Below are 25,648 nucleotides of genomic sequence, written 5' to 3'. Positions count from 1 at the left end.
TGGCTTGAAGCATGGATCAATTATCTTATTGCGTTTCGATTTCACGAATTCGAATTAGACCTTCTTGCACTGTACTACAGACCAATTGTCCATTTTGCCACATTCTTCCAAAGTTCAATCCTCTAGAACTTGCACTAATCGTTGCTTCCATGTCATAGAGCATCCAATCATCTACACGAAATGGTTTATGAAAGTACATGGTATGGTCAATGCTGGCACATTGTAAACTCGGTGAAATATAACTGAGTCCGTGTGGTCGTAGTGCAGTTGTCATCAAAGTAAAGTCTGAATAAAAAGCAGCGATCGCCTGATGTAATGCATTTTCATCTACATCATCAGCCAAACGATCGTGTGTACGAATATAGTGCGCGTAAGACGGCGCTTCAGGTTGTGGTTGGAATGGATTGACTGGCATTACAGGCTTAATTTCAACATGACGATCACGCATAAAGCTGGCACGCACATTCTCTGGTACGAAATCGACAATCATTTTCTTGAGTTCAGCTTCAGATTTTAGCCCATCTACTGGCGGGTATTCTGGTTCAGCAACTTGATAATTGAGACCCTCTTCTTGGTCTGCAAAAGATACCATACACATGAATATCGTCTTGCCATGTTGAATCGCACGAACTTGGCGACTCACGAAACTACGCCCATCTCGGATTCGATCTACTTCATAAATAATGGGTGCATTAACATCTCCACCAAATAAGAAATATGCATGCAATGAATGTGCAGGGCGATCAGTTGTATATGAAGCAGCACGTAAAGCTTGACCTAGAACTTGTCCACCAAAGACGCGTTTGCCAACCAAATTTTGGCTTTTGCCTCTAAAAATGTTTTCTTCAAGTCGTTCTAGCGTGAGTAAATCTACGAGTTCTTGCGTGAGCTGATTCATATCGGACCTATATATTTCATTGCTACGACATTAAATTGGTCCTGTTGAATTTAAACAGATTTTCCAATTTAATGACTCAATCTCTATCTTGCCATAATTTCCGAGTAAACAACTAAACTTTGCTTGACTATATTGTCATAAAACAAATTTGATATTTTGGCTAAAAATACGATTATTAACGAAAATTCATCCAAATTCTGTGCATTTTGTTAGAAAATGACATATTGTTTTGATCACAGATTTAAGAAAATAATTGCCTTCATTCGCGTCATGCGAAATTCGTCTTTGGCTAGGAGTATGTATGTCCAAGAATGGCTTTGGTCAAATGTATCGTCGACTTTCCAGTAAGTTGCTTGACCTCGTAGTAACACCGCATGTTCTTGGAGAGGTTCCTACTGAAACCCAACCTTCAACACCACCCACTGAAAATAACACGACTCACAAAAAAGTGGTGTGCTATGTATTACAAAATTACTCGCGTAGTAATGCGTTAGTGGTTGACGGCGAAACTCGTCGATTAAATCTCGCGCCAGCACTTGACCCACTCATGATCGGGGACCATAAAGAGAAAGCTGCTGTATTATTTTTACAACATCAAGATGAAACAAACTTACTTAATCCGCCACCCCATGCATTTCCACCTCGTCTCCTCAGATTGATCGAGATATTGGATAAGCACCCAGATACTGACATTGAACTTGTACCAGTGACTGTATTGTGGGGCCGCTCACCGGACAAAGAAGATTCATTATTTAAATTGCTATTTACGGACACTTGGGCAACACCAAGTACTGTTAAACAACTGATGAATATTGGTTTACATGGTCGCCAATCTTTTCTTGAATTCCATGAACCAAAATCACTGCGCGAATTGGTAGATTACGCACGTGTAACACATCCAAACTTGTCTCCTGCAACATATATCGTCAATCAACTCAATGATTATCTAGATCGTCAGCGTGAAGTTGTATTAGGTCCAGATTTGTCAGATCGTCGAAACGTGATGCAATCATTGATTAAATCTCAAGATGTTCAGGACGGAATTCGCAAAGAAAGTATTCGCTCTAAAATCAGTTTGATTGAAGCTGAGCGCCGTGCGATCGGCTACGTGAATGAAATTGCATCAGACTATTCTCATGCAACCGTACGTTTTGCAGAACAAGCCCTGACGCGTCTTTGGACTCAACTCTATGACGGCGTAGAAGTACATAATTTCAATACAGTTCGTGAATTAGCGAAAGACTACGAAATTATTTATACACCTTGTCATCGTAGCCATATTGACTACCTATTACTCTCTTATGTGATTTATAAGCGTGGGATGATGGTACCGTACATTGCTGCAGGTGATAACCTGAATATGCCATTCGTTGGTCAGCTTTTACGTGGTGGCGGTGCATTTTTTATACGTCGAACCTTCCGTGGAAATGCGTTATACACCACTGTATTCAAAGAATATCTATACAGTATCCTATCGCGCAACACGCCATTAGAATACTTTATTGAAGGTGGACGTTCACGTACTGGACGTTTATTACCGCCGAAAACAGGTATGTTGGCAATGACTGTGCATAGTCATTTGCGTGGTCGTGCTAAACCTATTGTATTTGTCCCGACCTATTTTGGTTATGAACGCCTGATGGAAGGTGCAACTTACGTCGGTGAAATGAATGGTAAGCCTAAAGAGGCCGAATCTATCTTTGGTATTTTACAAACCTTAAGAAAGATTGAACGCATCTTCGGTAAAGTACACGTAAACTTTGGTGAACCCGTCTTCCTTGATGAGATTTTGAAACAGCATGGTGCTGAAAATATCAAAATTGAGAAGAATGATGACCCGATTCCTCAAGAAGTTTCTGATGCAGTCAACACCTCAGCAAATGCAATTCTTGAAAATATTAACCGTGCTGCTGTTATCAACCCAGTTTCGTTATTGTCACTTATTCTTTTATCGACTTCCAAGCACACGCTTGATGAAGAGATTTGCATTAAACAGTTAGATACCTATCGCAATCTTCTAACAGCTTTACCTTATGATTATCGAGTTCAAATCACACCACTGTCTGGTAAAGAAATCATTGCTTATGGTTTAAAACTCAAGTTGATTAAGCGTGTAAAACATGTCCTTGGCGACATCATTGCGATTGAAGATGGTCAAGCAGTATTACTGACATATTTCCGCAATAATATTTTGCATGCTTATGTCTTGCCATCACTGATTGCTGCGATGGTCGAGCACAATGGTAAAATTTCACAGGGCGATTTGATTAATGTCATTCGTACACTTTATCCATTCTTGAAAGCTGAACTTTTCCTTAAGTGGAATACGGATGAACTTAAAGAACAGATCTGTAACTATGTTCAAGGTCTGGTAGAAGCACAGTTGATTACGATTGATGAACATGGAAATTTATGTAGCCCTGCACCTAACTCTGAACAACACAATCAGTTAGTCGTGCTTGCTGCTCCAGTGAAGCAAAGTATTGAACGCTACTACATGACACTTGCCCTAATTACTCAACGTGGCTCTGGAAATATTACGACCAAGCAGGTCGAAGATTTAAGCCATCTATTAGGTCAGCGTTTATCTGTACTTTATGAGTTCAACTCACCTGAATTCTTTGATAAAGCGCTCTTCCAAAGTTTTATCAAAGTTCTGACTCAACAAGGCTATATCAGTAATAACGAAGAAGGCGCAATAGTCTTTGATGCACAATTCAAAGAGGTTGCTCAATATGCCAACTTGGTACTAGATGATGTAACCTTACAAATGTTGCAACATATCACTTCATTTAACGATGAAGAGCTCAAAGAAGCTTTGGATGCAGTTGCTGATCAACAAGCCAAAAAACGCTTAAAACGCAAGAAAAAATAGTATCTAAAACCCTCCCCAGCGAGGGTTTTTTTATGCCTAAATGAGTTCTCGATAATCCTTAAAAAATTGATTATGTTTCAATTTAAAACCAGTGCTTAACATTCGAGAGGCATAAATTTTCTTTCCATGCTGTGCCTCACTCAATAATTTTAATGGAAGGATGTTTAACTGCTTTTGGAACCACAGAATAATTTCATGTAATGGAATGGGTTGATTATTACTACAAATATAAGTTTTTTCTGGATGTTCCACGTGAAGTAAATGGACAAGAAAACCCGCTAAATCTTCGATATGAATTCGATTCGACCAATGCACATTGGGATAGGTCATTGTATTTTGAGCAAGCTGCATCATTCTCTTCACGGATACGCCATAAATACCAGTGGGTCTCACAATGATACATTGCTGTGGGAAGGCGTCTTGCCAAAGTTTCTCCATTGTGGCTAACACTAATGCTTTCTCATCTTTCGGATTGATCTCTGTTTGGTCATCAATCTCCTCCCCTTGATCTTGTCCGTAAACGCGTGTTGATGAGACAACAATAATCTTTTGGATGGGATGCAATGCCAGCTGATTTCTCATATGTGGAATCGCATCTATGAAAGCAGCTTTATACCCGTCTAGTGATGGGTCTTTGGGTGCAATCAACACGTATACTGCATCAATAGGCGACAATGTCGATAAATCAAGTTGGTGTATATCTTGTTGAAGATGCATAGCACCTGCTTGATCTTTCCTGCTTAAACTGACTGTGGTAATTTGATGTCTTTGTTGAAATAATTGTTTAGCAACATGTTGGGATGTTTTACCATAACCGATAAATAGAATATGCATGTAAGACCTATTCTCTAGTGTTATAAAGTCAATTTAAGCAAAGTTGAGGGGACATGACTGCAGTCCATCAGTTGCAAGGTGTAGGAAACGCCGCTGCCGCTTTACTCGAAAAATTAAATATCTGGAATACGGATGATCTTTTGTTTCATCTGCCTCGAGATTATGAAGATCGCAGTACTATTGTGCCCATGAATCAACTTCAAGTAGGTCGAAGCTATTTACTTGAAGGCACTGTCGCATCAATGGATATGCCGCCCGGTAAACGCAAATCCATGGCAATATTATTACAAGATGATTTTGGAAAAGTCACCTTACGTTTTTATCATATTTATAAAGCATTGATGGATCGCGCAAAGCCTGGAAATCGTTTAAGAGTGTTTGGTGAAGTCCGAGTAGGCGCTCGTGGCCTAGAAATGTATCACCCAGAAATTCAATTGATTACGGAGCATACCCCACTTCCAAAAACGCAGCTAACCGCAATTTACCCATCAACGGAAGGACTCACTCAACCTAAACTGCGCGAATATATTAAACAAGCTTTAGCACAACATGCCCATGATTTACCAGAACTGATTCCTGCAAAATTTACCAATGGGTATGCTTTAAAAGAAGCACTAGAATATATTCATCACCCTCCCACCGATGCCAATATGTTGCAACTGGCTGAAGGGCAGCATCCTGCGCAGCAACGTCTCATCTTTGAAGAATTAGTCAGTCATCAAATTAGTTTGTTGACTCGTCGTGCATACATTCAACAGATCTCCGCACCTGCATTTTCAGCCAGTCGAACATTTGCCAAACAACTTCTCTCCACACTTCCCTTTGAAATGACGAATGCTCAAAAACGTGTTTCAAATGAAATTGTGAAAGATCTTAAACAAAACAAACCGATGCTCAGACTGGTGCAAGGTGATGTAGGCGCAGGCAAAACCCTAGTAGCAGGCATTGCGGCATGTCATCCACTCGAAGAGGGATGGCAAGTTGCTCTTATGGCACCGACTGAAATCCTCGCAGAACAACATTATTTAAATTTTAAAAAATGGTTCGAACCACTCAGCATCCAAGTTTCTTGGTTATCAGGCAAACAAAAAGGGAAAGCACGCGCTGCTGCAGAACAGCAGATTAGAGAAGGCTCTGCCCAATTGGTCGTCGGCACTCATGCACTATTTCAGGATAACGTCCAGTTTCATAAATTGGGTCTTGTCATCATTGATGAACAGCATCGGTTTGGAGTTGACCAGCGTCTAGCATTACGAAATAAAGGGGCACAGGATACGACACCACATCAGTTAGTAATGACCGCCACCCCTATCCCACGTACGTTAGCAATGTCAGCGTACGGAGATTTAGATACTTCTGTGATTGATGAGTTACCCCCAGGGCGTACCCCAATCCAAACAGTCACTATTCCACTCGATCGTCGTGAAGAGGTCCTGCAGCGTATTGCGACAAACTGCGCTGAAGGTAAGCAGGCTTATTGGGTCTGTACATTAGTGGAACAATCAGAGACGTTAGATGCCCAAGCTGCTGAAGCGACTTATCAGGAGATTAAAGAACGCTTTCCGCACCTCAATATTGGTTTGGTTCATGGCAAAATGAAAGCTGATGAAAAACAAGCTGTCATGCAACAGTTCAAAGACAATCAATTACAACTGCTGATCGCAACAACTGTGATCGAAGTTGGAGTGGATGTACCAAATGCATCCATCATGGTCATTGAAAATGCGGAGCGACTGGGTCTATCTCAACTACATCAATTAAGGGGCCGTGTGGGTCGAGGTGCTAAAGCAAGTTTTTGCGCATTATTATATAAAAGTCCTTTATCGCAGAATGGACAAGAGCGTTTACGCATTATGCGTGAAACCAATGATGGCTTTTTAATAGCAGAAAAAGATTTGGAAATCCGCGGCCCAGGCGAACTGTTAGGAACGAAACAGACTGGAGACATGGGCTTTCGCGTGGCTAAATTGGAACGGGATGACCATCTGTTAACTCAAGCGCACTATGTCGCGACTCAAATTTTAAAAGATTACCCACATCAAGCGGATGCTCTTCTTAAACGATGGTTACCAGAAGCGCCTAGATATGCGTATGTTTAATATGTTCCTTAATCAACGAGCTCAGTTATAATCATAGGTACTCACAATAAAAATAACTTGAGCCATGATGCTGAGCCCTATTCATAACCTCTATCACACATTATTATCACGACGCGCTTGCCAATTATGCGGATTCTCTCCAACTCAAACCCACAGACTATGTGATGACTGTTGGACAATGCTTCCATGGAAAAGCCCTTCACTCATTCATCGACATGAAAGAAATATTTATGCTTGTTTCGACTATAGCTTTCCTATAGATCGCATTATTCACTTATTCAAATATGAACAACAACTTCATTATCAAACTTTTCTAGCACACACATTGCTAGAACTTAAACTGAAACGTTTTCAAGCGATTGTACCTATGCCTATTTCAAACGAGCGCTTGAAAGAGCGTGGTTATAATCAAATGATGGTCATCGGAAAAATTCTTTCCAAAAAACTGCAAATACCCATTTGGCAGCCAATTGAACGTTCAGCACAACACTCACAGAAAGGCTTAACACGTGTAGAAAGAATCGAGGATATTCAATCTCAATTCAAACCTATACGTTCAGAAAAAGGAAAGTTTAGAAATATCCTGATTATTGACGATGTCGTGACCACAGGGAGTTCAGTCAATGCGTTGACCAATGCACTAGAAAAGCTCGGCTGTCAGAACATTCAGATCGCATGCATTGCAGCCGCAGAATATTGACACAGTCACTTTAAGTTTTAATCGGCATTAAAATGCTGCCTACACCAAGGAATCACGATTTCTCGAGTTAACGGTGCTAAAGGCGTAGCATCATCATCTAAATCGATCCATTTCATTTCAGCAATTTCTGCATGAATATGAGGCTCTTGTTTAAGCTGAACTCGATAGAGATAACTAATCAACTGATGATCCGCTTCATTTGCAGCTTTGGTTTCAAAACGACCTATATATTGATCTATTACTGCCTCAGCGCCAATTTCTTCTTTAATTTCTCGCAGAATCGTGTCCTCAGAAGGCTCATTCTCCTCTAACTTCCCACCAACTTGCATGAAAAACTGGGTATTCTTTTTTCGAACCAACAACAACTGCTGATCCTCATTGGAAATAATCGCTGCTGCGACAGTAATGACTTTGCTCATGTATCTAGTTTCACCAAATCTTCTCGATCTTGGACACCCCATTTCGGTTGTGGTGCCTGATAAGACTCGAATTTTGACACAATATCCTCGATTGAAGTTGAATTGATTAATGCATTGGTAAAGCGAGCTCGAGTAAACTCTTGATCTGTCGTATGTTGAATGAATTGTAATAGATCATCATAAAACCCGTTAATGTTTAAAAATGCGCAGGGTTTAAGATGAATACCGAGTTGCGCCCATGTCCATTGTTCAAAAATTTCTTCAATTGTTCCTGCACCACCCGGTAAGGCAATAAAACCATCCGACAAATCTGCCATCAGCGTTTTACGCTCATGCATACTGGTAACAACGTGAAGTTCAGTCAAATTTGGATGTGCTAATTCACGATCCACCAATCCTTGTGGAATCACGCCAATGACCTTTCCACCAGCCTCTAATGCACTATCCGCAACAATCCCCATTAATCCTGAACGACCGCCACCATACACCAAGGTCTTGCCTTGTTGCGCTAAATATTTCCCTGTTTTCTTTGCTGCATCAGCATAAACAGGATCGGAACCTAATGTTGAACCACAAAATATTGCAATAGAATTCATTTAAAATTAGCCTTAAGTTTTTATAACAACAATTAAAATGATATGTTCTGTGTTTTTTAACCTAATTAATGATGGAATCAGTTTTTTTTCATGGCATCCTTGTCTAAAATACACCCATCGTTCACACACAAACTGCGCAAGGGAGAAAAGATAAAATGCTTGAAGCCTTTTATGCCACAGAGCGCGGTAGTCTAGAAGATGCAACGATCAATGGTGGGTTTGATTTACACCCTGAATTGGTTTGGATCGATTTAATTGCACCCTCTCAAGATGAGCAAGAATGGGTTTTAGATGCCTATAAACAAAATCTTCCAACACTAAAATCATTAGAAGATATTTCATCATCTGCACGATTCTACCGTGATGATGATGGCATTTTACATATCAGTACGTATTTTTTAACGAAAAATAAAAACTACCAAGTCGATGGTGACCCTGAAGAGTCATCCAATATGCTAGGAACGGTTCAAACCGTTGCATTTATTCTACATAAAGATCGACTATTTACTTTACGTGGTGAAAAGCTCGTTGCTTTCCGTGCCTTTCGAGCACGTGCTCGCCGTAATGATTACGACATTGACTATAAAGATCCGACTTGGATACTTTTGGGTTTACTCGAAGCTAAACTCGATGAGCTTGCGGATATCTTAGAAGATATCCACAAGGATTTAGAACTCTACTCTACAGAAGTATTGAATGTTCGCCACCGTGAACAAATTCTTGATCTCGATGATATGATTACCCGTCTTGCTCAAAAAGAAGATATGTTGGGTAAAGCGCAACTCTGTTTAATAGACTTACGCCGCGTTCTGACCTTCTTAGCAAGACCCCGTGCCTTAGGCAGTCATATTTATGATGCTGATATTCGAGAACTCAGTGAGGATGTTCGCTCATTAGTAGAACATGATGCATTCTTGTTCCAGAAGGTTCGATTCCTATTGGATACCACTTCGGGTTTCATTAATACTGAACAGAATGATACGATTCGTCGATTCTCGATTTTACCTAGCATGCTTGCTCCCCCGATGTTGGTGGCCAGTATTTATGGTATGAACACTGATGTACTGCCCTTTGCTCAAGGAACGACGAGCTTTGTTGTTGTCAGTCTGATTATCCTAGTATTCTTATTTGGACCACTGATTTATTTTAGATGGAAAAAATGGATTTGAGTACGCTTTGATGTCGCGTTTTTTAAACAACGTATGAAGTACCTTCTGTTGAGTAAATTACTATTTTAAAGCGATAAAAAAGCACCCTAAGGTGCTTTTTTATTTTTCAATCAAATCAATTTTAAATCATTTTCTAAATGGCAAGATTGAATGATTTTCATCATTTTTTCTGGCACAGATTTAAACTGTAAACTCGATGTTCCAGGTGCTTGACGCAATAAACGCACTAAAACAGCTAGCGCCAGAGTACTACCATGTTCAAGACCTGATAAATTTACAGTAAGTGGAAACTGCTTTGCCTGTTGAATCAACATTAAACCTTGTTGATAATACTGTTCAGCATTGTCGAAGCTAATTTTTCCAGAAACCATAATTTCTTGATCTTTGAGTGAAATCACAATTGTTCTCTGTTATTTTTTCTCAACTGCAGCTTCAGCATCAGGCTTGAAGTTTGCAATTGCTTTATTGATATCGCCACCATTACGCTTCACAGTAGCAGCAAACTGATTACGGAATTGCAAACCTAAGTCAATTCCAGAAACGTTGATATTGCGAATCTTCCACTGATCACCTTTATCAGCCAATTGGAACGATACAGGGATCTTCTCACCCTTGTTAATAAAATCAATCGTTACAACAGGGTTTTTAGTGTTAGATGCTTTATACGGACGAATTGTATATGTCTGATTAGAAAACTTAGAGAAAGCACTACCATAGTTTTCAATCAATGTTTCACGGAAGTTCTTCTCAAACTGTGCGCGTTGAGCAGCATTACTATATTGATTCGTTGCATAAGTTCCCATCACGATACGAGTAAATGATTGTGAATCAATATATGGATCTAAATTTTGACGAACAATTGCGCGTACCGCAGCAGGGTTATTTTGTAACTTAGCTTGGTCTGCTTTTAAACGTGAAATTAAGCCATCAGCTACTTTTTTGATAAATGCAGGAGGAGTCTCCGTAGGTGCAGCAAATGCTGTACTCGCAATCATCGTCGATAAAACGCTAACAGTCAGTGTTTGCTTTACGAACGTATTCATTTATTTTTCCTCTATTTAATCATTTAACAAAAGAAGCAGTTTCATCTGTGAATTCCACAGTCTCTGCATCTGATGAACCATTTGAATCTTTTTTCGCAGCTGAGTCACCAGCACCACCTGTCACAAATTTAGACACTAAGTCTTCAATTTCCATTGTGCTTTGTGTGTTGCCAATTTGATCACCACGTTTTAAATAATTTAGACCACCACCTGGAACAATTTTGAGATACTTCTCGCCCAGTAAGCCATTTGTCGCTACCATAATGTAAGCATCTTCATCAATATTGGTGATGGAGTTCATGTTAGCGATCAGTTGCTTTTCCATTTCTTTTTGTTGCGATGGCGTAGCAGCTTCATAGTCACTGCTATAGCGCAACTCTTCTAAAGCACCTTCTTGCACAGTTTTAAGTTGTTCATCATTGAAAGATGTCAGCTCACCATCTAAATTAATTTTCACTGTAGCAAGACGTGTTAACGGATCTAATGTGATTGACTCAACTTCACCTACTTTTACGCCGCTTAGTGCAACTTTAGCACGTGGTTTAATACCATTAACATTATCAAAAGTTGCCGTCATGCTATAACTATCTTTTAAATTTGTCCCAGCTAAGCCACTTACTTTCATTGCCAAGAAAAATAATGCACAACCAAATAGAATCACGAATATTCCAACTGCGAGCTCACTCGTACGTGATTTCATTACACACCTCCAAACATGACCGCAGTCAAAACAAAATCAAATCCTAAAACACATAGTGATGAATACACTACCGTTCTTGTTGTTGCTGTCGCAATGCCTTCTGATGTAGGCTCGCATGAATATCCCTGATATACGGCAATCCACGTACAGATTAAAGCAAATACAAAGCTTTTGATGATCGTGCCATTAAATACATCTTTATAAAATTGAACGGCACTTTCCATACCACTCCAATACGAACCTTCATCAGCACCTAAAAAATCCACACCGACCATTTTTCCGCCCATGATCCCCACAGCAGCAAAAATTACGGCAAGCATAGGCAAACTAAATATACCCGCCCATAAACGTGGTGAAATAATGCGTTTAAGTGGATCAACACCGATCATTTCCATACTAGACAATTGCTCAGTCGCTTTCATCAAACCAATTTCGGCGGTTAAAGCAGATCCTGCACGCCCCGCAAAAAGAAGTGCAGCAACCACTGGCGCAAGTTCACGCAACAAGGTCAACGAAACTGCTGCACCAAGCATCGCTTCACTGCCGAAAGTGACCAAAATGCTATACATCTGCAAACCCAAGACTGCACCTATAAACAGTCCTGAAACCACAATGATAAGCAATGATAATACGCCAACACGGTACATTTGATAGATAAAGAGTTTGACTCCAATCCAAGTCGGCATCGAAAATAAAATTTGAACTAGCATAATGGCTGCAACGCCAATACCTTGAACACGTTCTATAACGCGTCTACCTAGTGAGGCTATCGCATTCATGTACGCACCTCATCACTTAAATATGCTTGATGACTAAATTGATAATCCACAGGACCTTCGACCGAACCTGTTAAGAATTGACGAACGAAAGGCGAACTATGACTCTTTAACTGATCAGGTGTACCCTCGCCTTGTACTTTACCTTCCGCAACCACATAAATGTAATCTGCAATAGATAATGTTTCAGCAACATCGTGAGACACAATAATGGTCGTTAGGTCTAACGCTTCTCGTAAAGAACGAATCAATCGGGTTAAAACCCCCATTACGATGGGATCCTGACCAGCAAATGGTTCATCGTACATAATCAAATCTGGATCTAGTGCAATTGCACGAGCTAACGCCACACGGCGATTCATCCCCCCTGAAAGCTCAGAAGGCATCATTTGCTCAGCGCCACGTAATCCCACAGATTCGAGTTTTAAAGCGACCAGTTCTGCAATCAGATGTTCAGGCAATTGAGTATGGGCGCGGATAGGGAAAGCTACATTTTCATAGACAGTCATATCAGTGAAAAGCGCACCACTCTGAAAGAGCATCCCCATACGAGCACGTGCTTTAAACAATTCCTGACGACTCATTTGGCTAATATTTTTGCCATCCAACAAGACCTCGCCTGCATCAGGTACAAGTTGCCCCCCAATGAGTCTAAGAAGCGTGGTTTTCCCCGTCCCTGAAGGACCCATAATGGCAGTAATTTGCCCCTTACGAATCTTTAAATTGACTTGGTCGTAAATAACACGATCACCACGATTAAAGCTTAAATTTTTTACTTCGATCAATGCTTGCTCATCGATTTGTATTTGATTATTCATAGCTGAGCGTGTTCCTACAATTTTTCAGCTTGCATACTATACTCTGAAATAACTGAATTTAAATGTTATTTATAAAATACAAGGTTAAGCGGACATTGTAGCATTATTGATCATTTTTATTAATTTTGCTTATAGAAAGATGTGTTTTATTTATGAAACAATGATTTGAAATTATTCTTTTTTAAAAATTTATAATGTGATACTAAAAAAATAATAGGCAAGATTAAGTAATACCAATAAAAAGAACACGTACATCATGATTGCACCCACATTCATTTGCTTCGTCTCAAGCATTACAATCTTATTATTCATATTTTACATTTACCATAAATAATGTGAACTTATTCACTTTTATTCTAACAGATTTTTTTATATGAGCAATAAAAAACCAGCCCGAAGGCTGGTTTATTTAGCTATACCGATTAGTCGTTAAATTTACGACGTGGGCGATCGCTATTGAATTCACGCTTTGGACGGTCATCACCAAATGTACGTTTTGGACGATCAAAACCACCTTCACGACGTGCTGGACGGTCACCGAAATCACGTTTTGGACGGTCACCAAAACTGTTTTCACGAGGTTTATAATCTACACGGTTACCACGATTGTCATCGTTAGAACGAGGGCGATCACCGAAATCACGCTTTGGACGATCATCAAATGAACGTTGCGGACGGTCACCGAAATCGCGACGTGGACGATCTTCGCCATTAAACTCACGACGTGGACGGTCATTGTTAAACTCGCGACGTGGACGATCTTCACCATTGAATTCACGACGTGGACGATCATTGTTGAACTCGCGACGCGGACGATCTTCGCCATTAAACTCACGACGTGGACGGTCGTTGTTGAACTCGCGACGTGGACGATCCTCACCATTGAATTCACGACGTGGACGATCTTCACCAAACGAACGGCGTTCACCATCACGATTACCTTCGCGACGTTTGAAGTTTGATTCACCTTCAAAACGACGACCACCGCCGAAACCACCACGGCCACGGCCTTCACCACCACGGCCACGACCGCGACCAGCGCCATCACGACTACCGCGTGCTGGAGGTGGAGATGGCTCAAGACCTTCAATTTCAGAAACTTCTAGACGTGCATCTAAGTAGTCTTCTAAAGCACGAATTTTGCCACGTTCACGGTAAGTCGCTAATGTGATTGCTTTACCAGTACGACCTGCACGACCTGTACGACCAATACGGTGTACATAATCTTCGTTCTTCATTGGAAGACCAAAGTTAATCACGTGTGAAATTGTTGGTACATCTAGACCACGTGCTGCAACATCAGTTGCAACTAAAATTTTTGCGCGACCTTCACGGATGCTGCGCAAACGACGGTTACGTACAGTCTGTGGCATTGCACCATGAAGTGCTACAACTGAAAGACCAGCTTCAGACAGTTCTTCTGCAAGCATATCTGTATCTTCTTGCGTAGAAGCAAATACAACGGCTTGATCAAGATCTTCTTCATTTAACCAATGTGTTAAAAGCTTTTTCTTGTGCTCAAAACCATCAGTCCAATGTAAAGTCTGAGTGATGTCAGTATTCGTCGTGTGACCAGTTTCAATCGCAATACGTTCAGGCTCATTCATCATACGTTCTGCCAACGTAATAATACGTGGTGCGAAAGTCGCAGAGAACATTAATGTTTGATCACGGTTACCCGCTAAATCACTGATCGCCTCTAAATCTTCAGAGAAACCAAGATCAAGCATACGGTCTGCTTCATCTACGATTAATGATTTAACTTTGTCCAATTTGATTTGACGACGGTTTACAAGATCAAGTAAACGACCTGGAGTCGCTACAACAACTTGTGCACCTTTTAATTGTTGGATTTGTTTACCAAAAGGCATACCACCCATAATCGCAGCAATACGAACACCTTTCATGTGACGTACAAATGCAATCGCATCTTGGCTCACCTGTTGAGCCAATTCACGTGTTGGGCAAAGTACTAAAATTGTAGGTGCAGTTACAGCACGCATACGCTCTTTGAAAGAAAGCAACGTATCTTCACTACCCGCTAAAGCGTGAAGTGTAGGTAATAAGAATGCAGCAGTTTTACCAGAACCTGTTTGGCTTGATACTAAAAGATCTTTACCATCTAAAGCAGCAGGAATTGATTGTTCCTGAACAGGAGTAGGCGATGTAAAGCCTAATGCTTGTAATGCTTGTTGAAGTGATTCGTGTAGTGGAAAATCAGCAAAAGTTTTGCTCATAGAGTTTTTCACCCGAAAATTGGGTGCTCCATTAAATAAAGTCTGATGGACATCGGCAAAAAGCGGTACAGCAATAATCGCTGAAAATATAGAATCAGCGGCGATCCGAGAACGACGATGCGTATAACGCACACATGATTACAGCCTGAACCTGAAGGAATCGCTTTTAGCGATTGGGTGGGGCGCGAAATAATGTCCTCTCTTTGGACCGGACGCGCATACACAATATAGAAGAGAAATGTTCAGGTAATGAACGAAATTTAGTGCGTGCGCGGAGTATAACAGATTTTTTTATAATGTCATTAAGTTTAATTGCTTTTTGGTGCATTCAAGTACAAATATTCAAATTTATCATGTTTTGGAGATAAAAAAGCTCCCTATTAGGGAGCTTTCATAAATTTGATCTGCTTATTTAGCAGCAGCACCCCAAGCTGGGACAACTGCTTGCATCAATGGTTTCAATAATTTCATAGAACAAGCCAAGACTTGACCATTTTCCATTGAGTTTGAACCACCGCGCGCATCAACTACTGTACCACCAGCTTCTTTAACAATTAGCTCACCCGCTGCGATATCCCATGGTTTCAAACCAAGTTCGAAATAACCATCGTAACGACCAGCAGCAACATAAGCTAAGTCGAGTGCTGCTGAACCTAAACGGCGGAATTGAGCGCCTTGTTCAGATACTGCCAACAAAGAATCGAAGTGATTTTTTGCATAAGAAACTACTTCGCCATCACGTTTAGCACGATATGCATGACCAACAGCCAAGAATGTACGATCTAAACTATCTTTTACATTCACACGAATACGACGTTGGTTCATCATTGCACCGCGACCGCGACTCGCAGAGAACAATTCATCTTTGATTGGGTCATACACAACACCGTGTTGAGTCACGCCTTTGTGTTGAACTGCAATAGAAATACAGAAGTGTGGGACACCATTAATGAAGTTTAAAGTACCATCTAAAGGATCGATCACCCAACACCAATCAGCATCGTGACCTTTACCTTCTTGCATACCAAACTCTTCACCAAGGAAGCTGTGATTTTTATAGCTTTTGCGCAAGATATCGATCGTCAACTCTTCAACATAGCGATCAACGCGAGTCACAGGACCTTCGATACCTTTTTCTTCAACTTGCAGATCAAGTTTATGACGATTCTGATGCGCTTTTAAAAGCTCTTGACCAACTGTTTGAGCCGCACGCGCAGCCATCACCACCATAGGTTCCATTGAACACCCACTACAAATTTGAAGATACTGATAAAGAATAATGCATAAAAGCGCCGACATTTTATCAAATATCGGCGCTTTTAGGTAAAAAATGTTTCTAAAATTTTATGACTTGTATTTAAACCACCTGTACAAGCTTTAACCAAGCTTGTTGAATTGAAGATTGGATACCTTCTGCATCCAATCCACAATCTTTAAGCATCTCACCATGACTGGCTTGTGCCAAGAATTGATCAGGTAAGCCTATGTTCAAAACTGGCTTGAGAATGTGTTCGGCCATTATAAATTCATTCACAGCACTTCCAGCACCACCCATGACTGCATGCTCTTCAACCGTTACAAAAAGTTGGGTTTGATCTGCATATTGTCGAATGATTTGACCATCTAGGGGTTTAACAAAACGCATATTCACAACGCGTACTGCAACATCCAATTGATCAACTAAAAGCTGAGCAGCATGTTCTGCAACACTCACGCGGCTACCGAAAGCTAAAATAGTAATCACTTCTTCGGCTTTTACATTCAGCTCCAAAGTTAACTCAGCTTTACCAATTTCAAGCGCTGTCAGTTCTTTTTGAATTTCAACACCTAAACCATTTCCGCGTGGATAACGTACTGCAGCAGGACCCGGGTGCAAATAAGCGGTATGTAGCATTTGACGGCATTCATTTTCATCTTTTGGTGCCATAATCACGATATTCGGAACTGTACGCATAAATGCGTAATCGTATGCACCAGCATGGGTTGGTCCATCTTCACCCACTAAACCTGCACGATCGATACCAAATGTGACATCAAGGTTTTGTAATGCCACATCATGAATAAGCTGATCATAACCACGCTGTAAGAAGGTTGAATAAATTGCCACTACTGGTTTTAAACCTTCACATGCCATACCTGCAGCTAAAGTCACTGCATGTTGTTCTGCAATTGCCACATCAAAATAACGATCAGGATATTGTTTGGCGAATTGCACCATACCTGAACCTTCACACATGGCAGGTGTAATGGCTAACAACTTATCATCTAACTGGGCTTCCTCACACAACCACTGCCCAAAAACATCAGAATATTTGGGTGCTTTTGTTGAAACTGCTGCAGCATTTAATTTAGCAATTGCGTGATATTTTATTTGATCTGCTTCAGCAGGTGCGAAGCCCTTACCCTTCTTGGTATAGATATGAATTAAGCGCGGCCCCTTACGTTTTTTTAAGGCACTAAATACATTAACAAGTTCATCGACGTTATGACCATCGAATGGACCAAAATAGTCAAATCCAATCGCTTTAAATAAGTTATCCGCAGCCTCGGTAGCAGCACAATGTAAACGTGAAGTGTAGTCCCACTCAGGATAGTCCTGAATAAATGGATTACCCTGCTCATCAATGTGTACAGATTGCCCTTTTTCCCAAATAGCAGCCAAATGTTTTGCAAAACCACCCGTGCTACATGAAATCGACATATCATTGTCATTCAGCACCACCATGAGATCAGCATTATGTGCAACAGCATCATTCATGGCTTCGAATGCCATCCCTGCTGTCATTGCACCATCACCGATAATTGCAACCACTTCACAAGGATCTTTTTGATAACGACGAGCTAAAGCCATTCCCAAACCCGCTGAAATAGCAGTCGATGAGTGGCCCACACCAAAAGTATCAAATTCAGACTCTTCACGAGCTGGAAACGCCGCCAAGCCATTTTTTGCACGAATTGTAGTCAGTTGCTCACGACGTCCAGTCAAAGCTTTATGTGGATATGCTTGATGTCCCACATCCCAGATAAGACGATCATGCGGTGTATTGAAACAATAATGCAAGGCAACAGTTAATTCGATTACACCTAGATTGGCACCGAAATGCCCACCACTTTGTCCAGCAGCATACAAAATAAATTGACGTAGCTCGTCCGACACTTGACTCAATTGTTCTTTGGCTAGTTGACGCAATTGCATTGGATGATTAATCGCATCCAATAAAGGCGTAACAGGACGTTGACTAGGTATTTCGGTATACAACATATGTGGCAATGCCTTCTAAAGCCTGGCAAATCCTAAGCTAGGTAAATGGGTTAGCTCGATTCTTCTTATTGATCGAGAAATCGAAAAAAAACACCTTAAATCAACCACATTTATATTGGTCCAGTGTTGAGCTTTCGCTAAACGGGCGTTGTTAGGTAGCTAGATTATCCTGAATATCGATGCTACTTATCAACTATTATCTTGTGCTTTGCAAAAAAAAGGAAATCTTCTGTGTAAATTTGCACAATGATACTCAACTATGGTCTGATCATTCAGCTATACTTTAGCCAAATTATGAACATGTAATGGAAGTCGCTGTGCCTATAGAGTTTGTTGCCACATCTAAATTACCCACTGCCTTTGGTGATTTTAAAATCACTGTTTTTCAAGATCCTAAAACAGGTGAAGAACACGTAGCATTGTCAAAAGGATTAGATACAGCACCCACCTCTCCTGTCTTGGTACGAATCCATTCCGAATGTTTAACAGGTGATGCTTTTGCTTCATTAAAATGTGATTGTGGCCCACAACTTCAAGCAACTCAAAAACTGATTAACGAAGCAGGACAAGGCGTAATTTTATATTTACGCCAAGAAGGTCGTGGTATTGGTTTAACCAATAAAATTCGTGCTTATGCCTTGCAAGATCAAGGACATGACACAGTAGATGCTAACCTGATGCTCAACTTACCCGCTGATGCGCGTAAATACGATATGTGCAGTATCATGCTGGATCACTTACAAGTGAAACAAGTCAAACTTGTCACAAACAATCCTCTCAAAATTAAAGCTTTAACTGATTTAGGAATTGATGTAGTTGATCGTGTCCCGTTAACGGTCGGTTTGAATAAATTCAATGAAGAATACTTAAAAACCAAACATGAGCGCATGTCACATATGTATCAAAAGGATGATTTTTAACTAAAGCATAATTTAATCGCTGTAAAAAATACCCCGATGCTTAGGGGTATTTTTTTACTTAGACTCAGCCCAATTTGTGAAGATGACTATATCGTCATAGAAAATATCCGATTTTCAGGTTTGTTTCTTTTTAACCTTAAATCGAACGCCATACAGATATTTCGTACAAATGGTTTTCCAGCTTCCGTTACCTTCAATCCATATTCACTCATCTTCACAAGTTGGTCATTTTGCATTTCAGCTAAATCTTCTAAAACTTGTGGTCGCTGTGCAAAATCCATGTCACCTTGCCAATTCGTCTCAAAATGGCACATGAGATTTAAAATATGCTTTCTGATTTTCAAATCTTCTTCTGTTAAAAGATGACCTTTAAAAACTGGAATTTCGTTTTGTTCTAATCGAGCATAGTAATCTTCAAGCTTCTTTTCATTTTGAGCAAAACCTTGCCAACAATCACCAATAGCTGACATCCCTAAGCCAATCATCACTTCTGTTTTTGAAACGGTATATCCCATAAAATTACGATGTAACTGTTGGGCTTGAAATACCTGATACATATCATCATGCTCAAGCGCAAAATGATCCATCCCTATTTCATGATATCCAGCAGACAATAATTTTTGTTTTCCTTGCTCATAACACTGTCTTTTCTCTTCATCGCGCGGAACATCATGGTCTTTAAAACCACGTTGCCCATTACCTTTGATCCATGGTACATGTGCATAACTGTAAAAGGCTAAACGATCTGGCTTAATTTGAATGGTTTGATCAATTGTGTTTAAAACATCATCTAAATATTGAAAGGGCAGCCCGTAGACCAAATCATGCGAAATAGACGTATAACCAATTTCACGCGCCCATTCTGTAACCTGCTTTACGTGTTCAAAAGGTTGAATTCGGTGGATCGCTTTCTGCACGGTTTCATTATAATCCTGCACACCAAAGCTAACGCGTCTAAAACCCAATTCAAACAGCGTCTTTAAATGTTCGTAGGAAGTATTATTAGGATGTCCTTCAAAACTAAATTGATGATCTTCAGCTACTTGTGATAACGCTAAAAGCCCATCAATCAACTGTTTAAGATGCTGAGGAGAAAAAAATGTAGGTGTCCCTCCGCCTAGATGTATCTCTTTAATCAAAGGACGCTCTACAAATAACTCACAATACAATTTCCATTCTTTTAACAGAGCCAAAATATAGGGCTGTTCCATTTCATGTTTTTTAGTGATTTTTTTATGACATCCACAAAAAGTACATAAGGACTCGCAAAAAGGTAAGTGAATGTAAAGGCTAATACCATGTTGGCTATTCGATTTATCAAAACGTATTTTTAGTTTTTGCTGCCATAGTACTCGATCAAAAGTCGACTGCTCCCAATACGGAACTGTGGGATAGCTCGTATATCGAGGACCTGGAACATTATATTTTTGCACCAGTGAAACAACGTTTTCGAACATATCCCCACCTTTAAAATCACCACATATTAAAAGCTTAACTGCTTTCAGTCGTCCTATTTTGAGGAGCTTATTCTTTTAATTCAACCTAGTAGCTTGGTCAGGATTCATAAGCAAATTCAAATCACAAAGTACGTTTACCCTGACTAAACTTAAATCTCGATCTGCTATATCGATAAAATCACCTTAATCTTTCATACAATTTATGTTTTGATGTAGCTAGTTTTTCATTGCCCAAGAGGCTTGGTATGTCACACCCGACTTCTGCAGATATTCAACGTGTTCGTGAATTTTTACTCGACTTACAAACTCGAATTTGTGCTGCGCTTGAACAACAAGAACAACAAGGTGGCGGTAATGCCCAATTTGAGATCGATGATTGGGAACGTCCCGAAGGTGGTGGTGGCAGATCACGCGTATTGCAAGATGGTACAGTGATCGAAAAAGGTGGTGTGATGTTCTCGCACATCAATATCTCAAAGTTACCAGCATCTGCTACCGAACGGCACCCACATATAGCTGGCGCACAAGCACAAGCCATGGGGGTTTCTTTAGTGATCCATCCTAGAAATCCAAATGTGCCGACCTCACATGCCAACGTAAGACTATTTGTCGCAGAAAAAGAAGGACAAGATCCTATTTGGTGGTTTGGCGGCGGTTTTGATTTAACGCCATTTTATCCGAATGATGAAGATGTTAAATCATGGCATCAAACTGCGCACGATCTTTGTGCACCTTTTGGCGATCATGTCTACCAAGATCATAAAAAATGGTGTGATGATTATTTTTATTTGAAGCATCGTGATGAACAACGTGGTGTCGGTGGGTTATTTTTTGATGACTTAAATCAGTGGGATTTCGAAACTTGTTTTAAATACATGCAAGCTGTAGGCAATGGATATCTCAATGCGATTCTACCAATCTTCCAACGTAATCAAGATAAACCCTATAGTGAAGCTCAACGCGATTTCCAATTGTATCGTCGTGGGCGCTATGTGGAATATAACTTAGTTTACGATCGAGGGACGTTATTTGGATTACAAACTGGCGGTCGAATTGAGTCTATTTTAGTAAGTCTTCCTCCATTAACGGGTTGGAAATACAGACCTGAATGGGATGAAGGCTCTGCTGAAAAAAAATTAACCGACTACTATTTAAAACCGAGAGATTGGCTCGCTGAACTGCATTAAATGTAAATCACTCGCCCTGTTAAAACAGGGCTTTTTTGTTGAGCAATATATTCATCCCATTGTCTAACGAAATTGAATAATTCCATTACATTTTCTTAAAAAAAAAGGCACAATAGATAAAATTGATTAAATTTTGTCACACTTCTGACACAGCTCTTAAGTTTAATTTAAGCAAAGTACTGTACAATCAATTTTTACTTGTATTACTCATGGAAGTTTTTACTTCTGCATAAGGAATCGATATGCAACACAACTCTATTCGCGCACGTGTTGTCGTATTTTGGACACTGGTTATCGCTCTTTTGAGTGCAATCAGTACCACTATATTTTCAGAAACACTACTCAATGATAGCTTTGGTTTTAGCTTGATGATGTTTGCAGCTGTTGGTCTACTGCTCAACATTACGCATATTTTACTTCATACCCTATTTGAAATTTGTAACCCAAGTCATTAATACACTTCATTAAATATGTTCATATTGGGAACTTTCTGCATTTGACGTATATTGTTTGCCACTTCTTCATCAGGAATTAGAGCAATGCGCAAACAATTTGCCGTAATTGGAAATCCCATTGAACAATCTCGATCTCCAGAGCTTCATCATGCGTTCGCACAAAAGACTGGGGTGATCCTTGAATATAGCAAACGCCTTGCTCCTCTCGATGGTTTTACACAGAGTATCAATGAATTTTTTAAGGCTGGTGGTATTGGTCTGAATGTCACGGTGCCGTTTAAAGAACAAGCTTTTGCACAATGTGATGTACTCACTGAACGTGCCAAAATTGCAAAAGCAGTAAATACACTATGGATGAAAGATGGTATATTGCATGGCGACAATACCGATGGCCAAGGACTTGTTGCAGCCATTCAACATTTAAATTGGCCTCTTGAGCAAGCAAGCGTGCTTATTTTAGGTGCAGGTGGTGCAACACGTGGCGTGATTTATCCACTGCATAAAGCTGGTGTAAATAAAATCATGATTGCTAATCGAACGGTTGCTCGCGCAGAGCAATTGATTCAGGACTTACAACCTGCTGTCCCAGATCTAGAGCTAAACGCTTGTGGTCTTGATCACATAGCAGGTGAATTTGATATTGTTATTAATGCTACCTCGGCAAGCTTATCTGGCGATGCAATCAATCTACCTCAACAGTTAAAATTCAAATATGCCTATGAAATGGCCTATGGCAAACCTTCCACTTTCCTTGATCAAGCGAAACAGCGTGGAATTCCGACTGCAGAAGGATTTGGAATGCTCGTTGGACAAGCGATTGAATCTTTCGCGATTTGGAATGGTGTGCGTCCAGAATTAAAAGATTTTATTTAGTTTTTGCACACGTTTAGTGCCTTGTGAACAGTGCAATTTTTTAAATTGCACTTTTTTCTCTCTATAATATCGATTAAATCTCTTCGAATTGATTTTAGTGACATATTTTTAGTGCATATTCAAATTGAATAAATTCAAATTAAACATATGATCATCCACACAACAAAACCAACCTAAGCTTATGTATTAATAATATTATTTTTTCTAATAAACTCCTACTACAACAAATGAATTCAGTTTATATTCATTCTAGAGCCTAAACACTAATTCGCAATTCTGACATTTATTTCCGTGACTTACATCAATGTTTTTTTAGTGTTGTAGGTCAATAATCGGATCATCTAAAAAGTATTTTCTCTATTCAAATTAGGAAAAGTTCAATGCCTGCATATAAAGCGCCCGTACGTGATATTCGTTTCTTAATGAACGAAGTTTTTGATTATCCTGCGCACTATAAAACTCTAAGCAACGGCGAAGCTGCTGACTCTGATACTGTCGATATGATTATCGAAGGTGCTGCAGATTTCTGTGAAAATGTATTATCTCCACTTAATCAGCCTGGAGATGAAGAAGGCTGTCATTTTAAAGATGGCGAAGTCAAAACGCCTAAAGGTTTCAAAGAAGCTTACGAGCAGTTTGTACAAGGTGGCTGGCAAGGTCTTTCGTATCCTGAAGAGTTTGGTGGTCAAGCACTGCCTATGTCGCTGAACCTGATCAAATCAGAAATGATGGGTACAGCAAACTGGTCTTTCACGATGTATCCGGGCTTAAGTATGGGTTGTATGAATACCATCATGCAATTTGGTACTGAAGAACAGAAAAACACCTACATGCCTCACCTCACTGCTGGTACATGGTCAGGCACAATGTGTTTAACTGAACCACAATGTGGTACAGACTTGGGTCAAGTTAAAACTAAAGCTGAGCCTAAAGGTGACGGTACTTATGCTATCACAGGTACTAAAATCTTTATTTCTGCGGGTGAGCACGATTTAACTGAAAATATCATTCATATTGTGTTGGCACGTCTTCCAGACTCTCCAGCTGGTACACGTGGTATTTCTTTATTCATTGTTCCAAAATTCATCCCAACTGCTGATGGTGGTGTAGGCGAACGCAATCCTGTGACTTGCGGTTCTATTGAACACAAAATGGGGATCAGAGCGTCTGCTACTGCCGTACTGAACTTTGATGCTGCAACGGGTTATCTGATTGGTGAAGTCAACAAAGGCTTACACGCAATGTTTACCTTCATGAATACGGCGCGTATCGGAACTGCTGTTCAAGGTTTAGCACATGCAGAACTTGCATTCCAAGGTGCATTACCTTATGCAAAAGAACGTATGTCAATGCGCGCACTCTCAGGTAAAAAAGAGCCTGAAAAAGTAGCTGACTCAATTATCCATCATGCTGATGTTCGTCGTATGCTTTTGACTCAAAAAGCGATTGCTGAAGGTGGCCGTGCAATGATCTATCATGCTGCACAGCTTGCTGACAAAATGACTGATGCTTTAGCTCAAGGTGATCAAGCGAAGTTTGATGATTACGATGATAAACTAGGTTTCTACACACCAATTTTGAAAGGCTTCTTAACTGAGTTAGGCTTAGAAGCAGCAAATCACGGTATGCAAGTCTTTGGTGGCCATGGTTATATCAAAGAACATGGTATGGAGCAGATCGTTCGTGACGCGCGTATTTCAACGCTTTACGAAGGTACAACTGGTGTTCAAGCACTAGACTTAATCGGTCGTAAAGTACTGTTATCTTCTAAAGGTAAAGTCGTTCGTGACTATACAGCTGAAATCTTAAAATTCTGTGGCCAGCACGCACGCAATAAATACATGCGCCGTTTTGCTTGGGACTTAACTAAGATTTGTGCACAATGGAACGCATTAACTGTACGTATTATGCTTGCTGCACGCAAAGATCGCGACATCGTTTCAAGTGCTTCTGTGGATTACTTAATGTTCTCTGGTTATGCAATGATGGCATATTACTGGGCTCAACAAGCGGCAGTGGCATCAGCGAAGTTAGCATCAGGTGATGGTCAAGAAACTCCTGAGTTTTATAAAGCGAAAATCAAAGTTGCAGATTTCTACTTTGAGCGTTTACTTCCACGTGCCCAAGGTCATGCTGAATCTATGGTTAACCCTTCGAAAACTTTAATGTCTTTAGAAGCTGAACACTTCAGTTTTGATTACTAAGATTTCATAGAAAAAAAGACCGCCAAGGCGGTCTTTTTTTATTAATTCAATAAACCATTGTACTTTAAGAATACGAAATTACATTTAGAGCAAGAATACAACAGTGGTATCTTGATCAAGCGATAT

General features: G+C 40.2%; 22 protein-coding genes. 9 read left to right on the top strand and 13 right to left on the bottom strand.

What is annotated here, in order from left to right; translation table 11 throughout:
- Nucleotides 1-25 precede the first annotated feature (25 nt).
- Nucleotides 26-898 (bottom strand): acyl-CoA thioesterase, encoded by an 873-nt coding sequence (locus AC1M86_RS13300; protein ID WP_035265059.1) that lies wholly within the window; start codon nt 896-898, stop codon nt 26-28.
- Nucleotides 899-1,199: 301 nt separating this feature from the next.
- On the opposite strand from AC1M86_RS13300, the gene plsB reads away from it, so the two are divergent.
- Entirely contained in the window at nt 1,200-3,773 is a 2,574-nt protein-coding gene (gene plsB, locus AC1M86_RS13295) for a glycerol-3-phosphate 1-O-acyltransferase PlsB (protein WP_481608154.1), read from the top strand.
- A gap of 36 nt (nt 3,774-3,809) precedes the next feature.
- Here plsB and AC1M86_RS13290 read toward each other — a convergent pair whose 3' ends face one another.
- Nucleotides 3,810-4,607 carry a Rossmann-fold NAD(P)-binding domain-containing protein gene (locus AC1M86_RS13290; RefSeq protein ID WP_481592046.1) on the bottom strand — a complete coding sequence of 266 codons (798 nt, stop codon included), beginning with the start codon at nt 4,605-4,607 and terminating at the stop codon, nt 3,810-3,812.
- Nucleotides 4,608-4,660: 53 nt separating this feature from the next.
- On the opposite strand from AC1M86_RS13290, the gene recG reads away from it, so the two are divergent.
- Nucleotides 4,661-6,706, top strand: a complete 2,046-nt coding sequence (gene recG / locus AC1M86_RS13285) for an ATP-dependent DNA helicase RecG (protein ID WP_481592047.1) — start codon at nt 4,661-4,663, stop codon at nt 6,704-6,706.
- A 67-nt stretch (nt 6,707-6,773) separates the two neighbouring features.
- Complete coding sequence (locus AC1M86_RS13280; protein WP_481608153.1) at nt 6,774-7,406, top strand: ComF family protein; 633 nt, start codon at nt 6,774-6,776, stop codon at nt 7,404-7,406.
- Between the two features lie 17 nt (nt 7,407-7,423).
- On the opposite strand, the gene AC1M86_RS13275 is transcribed toward AC1M86_RS13280, so the two are convergent.
- Both AC1M86_RS13275 and AC1M86_RS13270 read right to left on the bottom strand, forming a co-directional pair.
- A complete protein-coding gene (locus tag AC1M86_RS13275) occupies nt 7,424-7,825 on the bottom strand; it encodes an NUDIX hydrolase (RefSeq protein WP_092768106.1) in 402 nt (133 codons plus the stop codon).
- Nucleotides 7,822-8,421 carry an LOG family protein gene (locus AC1M86_RS13270; RefSeq protein ID WP_481586777.1) on the bottom strand — a complete coding sequence of 200 codons (600 nt, stop codon included), beginning with the start codon at nt 8,419-8,421 and terminating at the stop codon, nt 7,822-7,824. The genes AC1M86_RS13275 and AC1M86_RS13270 overlap by 4 nt, the downstream gene beginning before the upstream one ends.
- Before the next feature lie 155 nt (nt 8,422-8,576).
- On the opposite strand from AC1M86_RS13270, the gene AC1M86_RS13265 reads away from it, so the two are divergent.
- The gene (locus AC1M86_RS13265) at nt 8,577-9,590 is read left to right on the top strand and encodes a CorA family divalent cation transporter (protein WP_035265042.1); all 1,014 of its coding nucleotides are present in this window, start codon (nt 8,577-8,579) and stop codon (nt 9,588-9,590) included.
- A gap of 110 nt (nt 9,591-9,700) precedes the next feature.
- On the opposite strand, the gene AC1M86_RS13260 is transcribed toward AC1M86_RS13265, so the two are convergent.
- The 8 genes from AC1M86_RS13260 to dxs all read right to left on the bottom strand — a co-directional run bounded on the left by AC1M86_RS13260 (nt 9,701) and on the right by dxs (nt 18,426).
- Nucleotides 9,701-9,961 carry an STAS domain-containing protein gene (locus AC1M86_RS13260; protein ID WP_218945337.1) on the bottom strand — a complete coding sequence of 87 codons (261 nt, stop codon included), beginning with the start codon at nt 9,959-9,961 and terminating at the stop codon, nt 9,701-9,703.
- A gap of 39 nt (nt 9,962-10,000) precedes the next feature.
- On the bottom strand, nt 10,001-10,633 hold the full coding sequence (locus AC1M86_RS13255) for an MlaC/ttg2D family ABC transporter substrate-binding protein (protein ID WP_035265038.1): 633 nt from the start codon (nt 10,631-10,633) through the stop codon (nt 10,001-10,003).
- A 19-nt stretch (nt 10,634-10,652) separates the two neighbouring features.
- On the bottom strand, nt 10,653-11,333 hold the full coding sequence (gene mlaD, locus AC1M86_RS13250; RefSeq protein ID WP_481586776.1) for an outer membrane lipid asymmetry maintenance protein MlaD: 681 nt from the start codon (nt 11,331-11,333) through the stop codon (nt 10,653-10,655).
- Nucleotides 11,333-12,112: a lipid asymmetry maintenance ABC transporter permease subunit MlaE gene (gene mlaE / locus AC1M86_RS13245; protein ID WP_035265034.1), complete on the bottom strand. Its 780-nt coding sequence runs from the start codon at nt 12,110-12,112 to the stop codon at nt 11,333-11,335. The genes mlaD and mlaE overlap by 1 nt, the downstream gene beginning before the upstream one ends.
- Nucleotides 12,109-12,927, bottom strand: a complete 819-nt coding sequence (locus AC1M86_RS13240) for an ABC transporter ATP-binding protein (protein WP_481586775.1) — start codon at nt 12,925-12,927, stop codon at nt 12,109-12,111. Before AC1M86_RS13240 ends, mlaE begins: the two co-directional genes overlap by 4 nt.
- A gap of 422 nt (nt 12,928-13,349) precedes the next feature.
- A complete protein-coding gene (locus tag AC1M86_RS13235) occupies nt 13,350-15,164 on the bottom strand; it encodes a DEAD/DEAH box helicase (protein WP_180028266.1) in 1,815 nt (604 codons plus the stop codon).
- 408 nt (nt 15,165-15,572) lie between these two features.
- Complete coding sequence (locus AC1M86_RS13230; protein WP_035265030.1) at nt 15,573-16,403, bottom strand: inositol monophosphatase family protein; 831 nt, start codon at nt 16,401-16,403, stop codon at nt 15,573-15,575.
- A gap of 118 nt (nt 16,404-16,521) precedes the next feature.
- Nucleotides 16,522-18,426, bottom strand: a complete 1,905-nt coding sequence (gene dxs, locus AC1M86_RS13225; RefSeq protein ID WP_481586774.1) for a 1-deoxy-D-xylulose-5-phosphate synthase — start codon at nt 18,424-18,426, stop codon at nt 16,522-16,524.
- Between the two features lie 317 nt (nt 18,427-18,743).
- Between dxs and ribA the strand changes: the two genes are divergently transcribed.
- Entirely contained in the window at nt 18,744-19,346 is a 603-nt protein-coding gene (gene ribA, locus AC1M86_RS13220; RefSeq protein ID WP_179999334.1) for a GTP cyclohydrolase II, read from the top strand.
- A gap of 86 nt (nt 19,347-19,432) precedes the next feature.
- Here the strand turns inward: ribA and hemN are convergent, their stop codons facing one another.
- The gene (gene hemN, locus AC1M86_RS13215; protein ID WP_481586773.1) at nt 19,433-20,803 is read right to left on the bottom strand and encodes an oxygen-independent coproporphyrinogen III oxidase; all 1,371 of its coding nucleotides are present in this window, start codon (nt 20,801-20,803) and stop codon (nt 19,433-19,435) included.
- Between the two features lie 245 nt (nt 20,804-21,048).
- Between hemN and hemF the strand changes: the two genes are divergently transcribed.
- The 4 genes from hemF to AC1M86_RS13195 all read left to right on the top strand — a co-directional run bounded on the left by hemF (nt 21,049) and on the right by AC1M86_RS13195 (nt 25,522).
- Nucleotides 21,049-21,990, top strand: coding sequence for an oxygen-dependent coproporphyrinogen oxidase (hemF, locus tag AC1M86_RS13210; protein WP_035265021.1), 942 nt, complete (start codon nt 21,049-21,051; stop codon nt 21,988-21,990).
- A 242-nt stretch (nt 21,991-22,232) separates the two neighbouring features.
- A complete protein-coding gene (locus AC1M86_RS13205) occupies nt 22,233-22,445 on the top strand; it encodes a hypothetical protein (protein WP_481608152.1) in 213 nt (70 codons plus the stop codon).
- Between the two features lie 84 nt (nt 22,446-22,529).
- Nucleotides 22,530-23,318 (top strand): shikimate dehydrogenase, encoded by a 789-nt coding sequence (aroE, locus tag AC1M86_RS13200; RefSeq protein WP_481586772.1) that lies wholly within the window; start codon nt 22,530-22,532, stop codon nt 23,316-23,318.
- Between the two features lie 380 nt (nt 23,319-23,698).
- Entirely contained in the window at nt 23,699-25,522 is a 1,824-nt protein-coding gene (locus AC1M86_RS13195; RefSeq protein WP_481597859.1) for an acyl-CoA dehydrogenase C-terminal domain-containing protein, read from the top strand.
- The last annotated feature ends 126 nt before the right edge of the window (nt 25,523-25,648 follow it).

The sequence above is a fragment of the Acinetobacter sp. ANC_7654 genome (genome assembly GCF_056779855.1).
The sequence above is the reverse complement of the archived record's forward strand: the minus strand, read 5'-3'. Positions and strand labels throughout refer to the sequence as shown.

What these genes read in the sequence shown, in the direction of transcription:
- AC1M86_RS13230 (WP_035265030.1), bottom strand. Translation starts at nt 16,403, where the DNA reads ATGGAACCTATGGTGGTGATGGCTGCGCGTGCGGCTCAAACAGTTGGT.
- AC1M86_RS13270 (WP_481586777.1), bottom strand. Translation starts at nt 8,421, where the DNA reads ATGAATTCTATTGCAATATTTTGTGGTTCAACATTAGGTTCCGATCCT.
- AC1M86_RS13205 (WP_481608152.1), top strand. Translation starts at nt 22,233, where the DNA reads ATGCAACACAACTCTATTCGCGCACGTGTTGTCGTATTTTGGACACTG.
- aroE (WP_481586772.1), top strand. Translation starts at nt 22,530, where the DNA reads ATGCGCAAACAATTTGCCGTAATTGGAAATCCCATTGAACAATCTCGA.
- AC1M86_RS13240 (WP_481586775.1), bottom strand. Translation starts at nt 12,927, where the DNA reads ATGAATAATCAAATACAAATCGATGAGCAAGCATTGATCGAAGTAAAA.
- AC1M86_RS13275 (WP_092768106.1), bottom strand. Translation starts at nt 7,825, where the DNA reads ATGAGCAAAGTCATTACTGTCGCAGCAGCGATTATTTCCAATGAGGAT.
- AC1M86_RS13290 (WP_481592046.1), bottom strand. Translation starts at nt 4,607, where the DNA reads ATGCATATTCTATTTATCGGTTATGGTAAAACATCCCAACATGTTGCT.
- dxs (WP_481586774.1), bottom strand. Translation starts at nt 18,426, where the DNA reads ATGTTGTATACCGAAATACCTAGTCAACGTCCTGTTACGCCTTTATTG.
- AC1M86_RS13265 (WP_035265042.1), top strand. Translation starts at nt 8,577, where the DNA reads ATGCTTGAAGCCTTTTATGCCACAGAGCGCGGTAGTCTAGAAGATGCA.
- mlaD (WP_481586776.1), bottom strand. Translation starts at nt 11,333, where the DNA reads ATGAAATCACGTACGAGTGAGCTCGCAGTTGGAATATTCGTGATTCTA.
- AC1M86_RS13235 (WP_180028266.1), bottom strand. Translation starts at nt 15,164, where the DNA reads ATGAGCAAAACTTTTGCTGATTTTCCACTACACGAATCACTTCAACAA.
- hemN (WP_481586773.1), bottom strand. Translation starts at nt 20,803, where the DNA reads ATGTTCGAAAACGTTGTTTCACTGGTGCAAAAATATAATGTTCCAGGT.
- AC1M86_RS13280 (WP_481608153.1), top strand. Translation starts at nt 6,774, where the DNA reads ATGCTGAGCCCTATTCATAACCTCTATCACACATTATTATCACGACGC.
- AC1M86_RS13195 (WP_481597859.1), top strand. Translation starts at nt 23,699, where the DNA reads ATGCCTGCATATAAAGCGCCCGTACGTGATATTCGTTTCTTAATGAAC.
- AC1M86_RS13260 (WP_218945337.1), bottom strand. Translation starts at nt 9,961, where the DNA reads ATGGTTTCTGGAAAAATTAGCTTCGACAATGCTGAACAGTATTATCAA.
- AC1M86_RS13300 (WP_035265059.1), bottom strand. Translation starts at nt 898, where the DNA reads ATGAATCAGCTCACGCAAGAACTCGTAGATTTACTCACGCTAGAACGA.
- AC1M86_RS13255 (WP_035265038.1), bottom strand. Translation starts at nt 10,633, where the DNA reads ATGAATACGTTCGTAAAGCAAACACTGACTGTTAGCGTTTTATCGACG.
- recG (WP_481592047.1), top strand. Translation starts at nt 4,661, where the DNA reads ATGACTGCAGTCCATCAGTTGCAAGGTGTAGGAAACGCCGCTGCCGCT.
- mlaE (WP_035265034.1), bottom strand. Translation starts at nt 12,112, where the DNA reads ATGAATGCGATAGCCTCACTAGGTAGACGCGTTATAGAACGTGTTCAA.
- hemF (WP_035265021.1), top strand. Translation starts at nt 21,049, where the DNA reads ATGTCACACCCGACTTCTGCAGATATTCAACGTGTTCGTGAATTTTTA.
- plsB (WP_481608154.1), top strand. Translation starts at nt 1,200, where the DNA reads ATGTCCAAGAATGGCTTTGGTCAAATGTATCGTCGACTTTCCAGTAAG.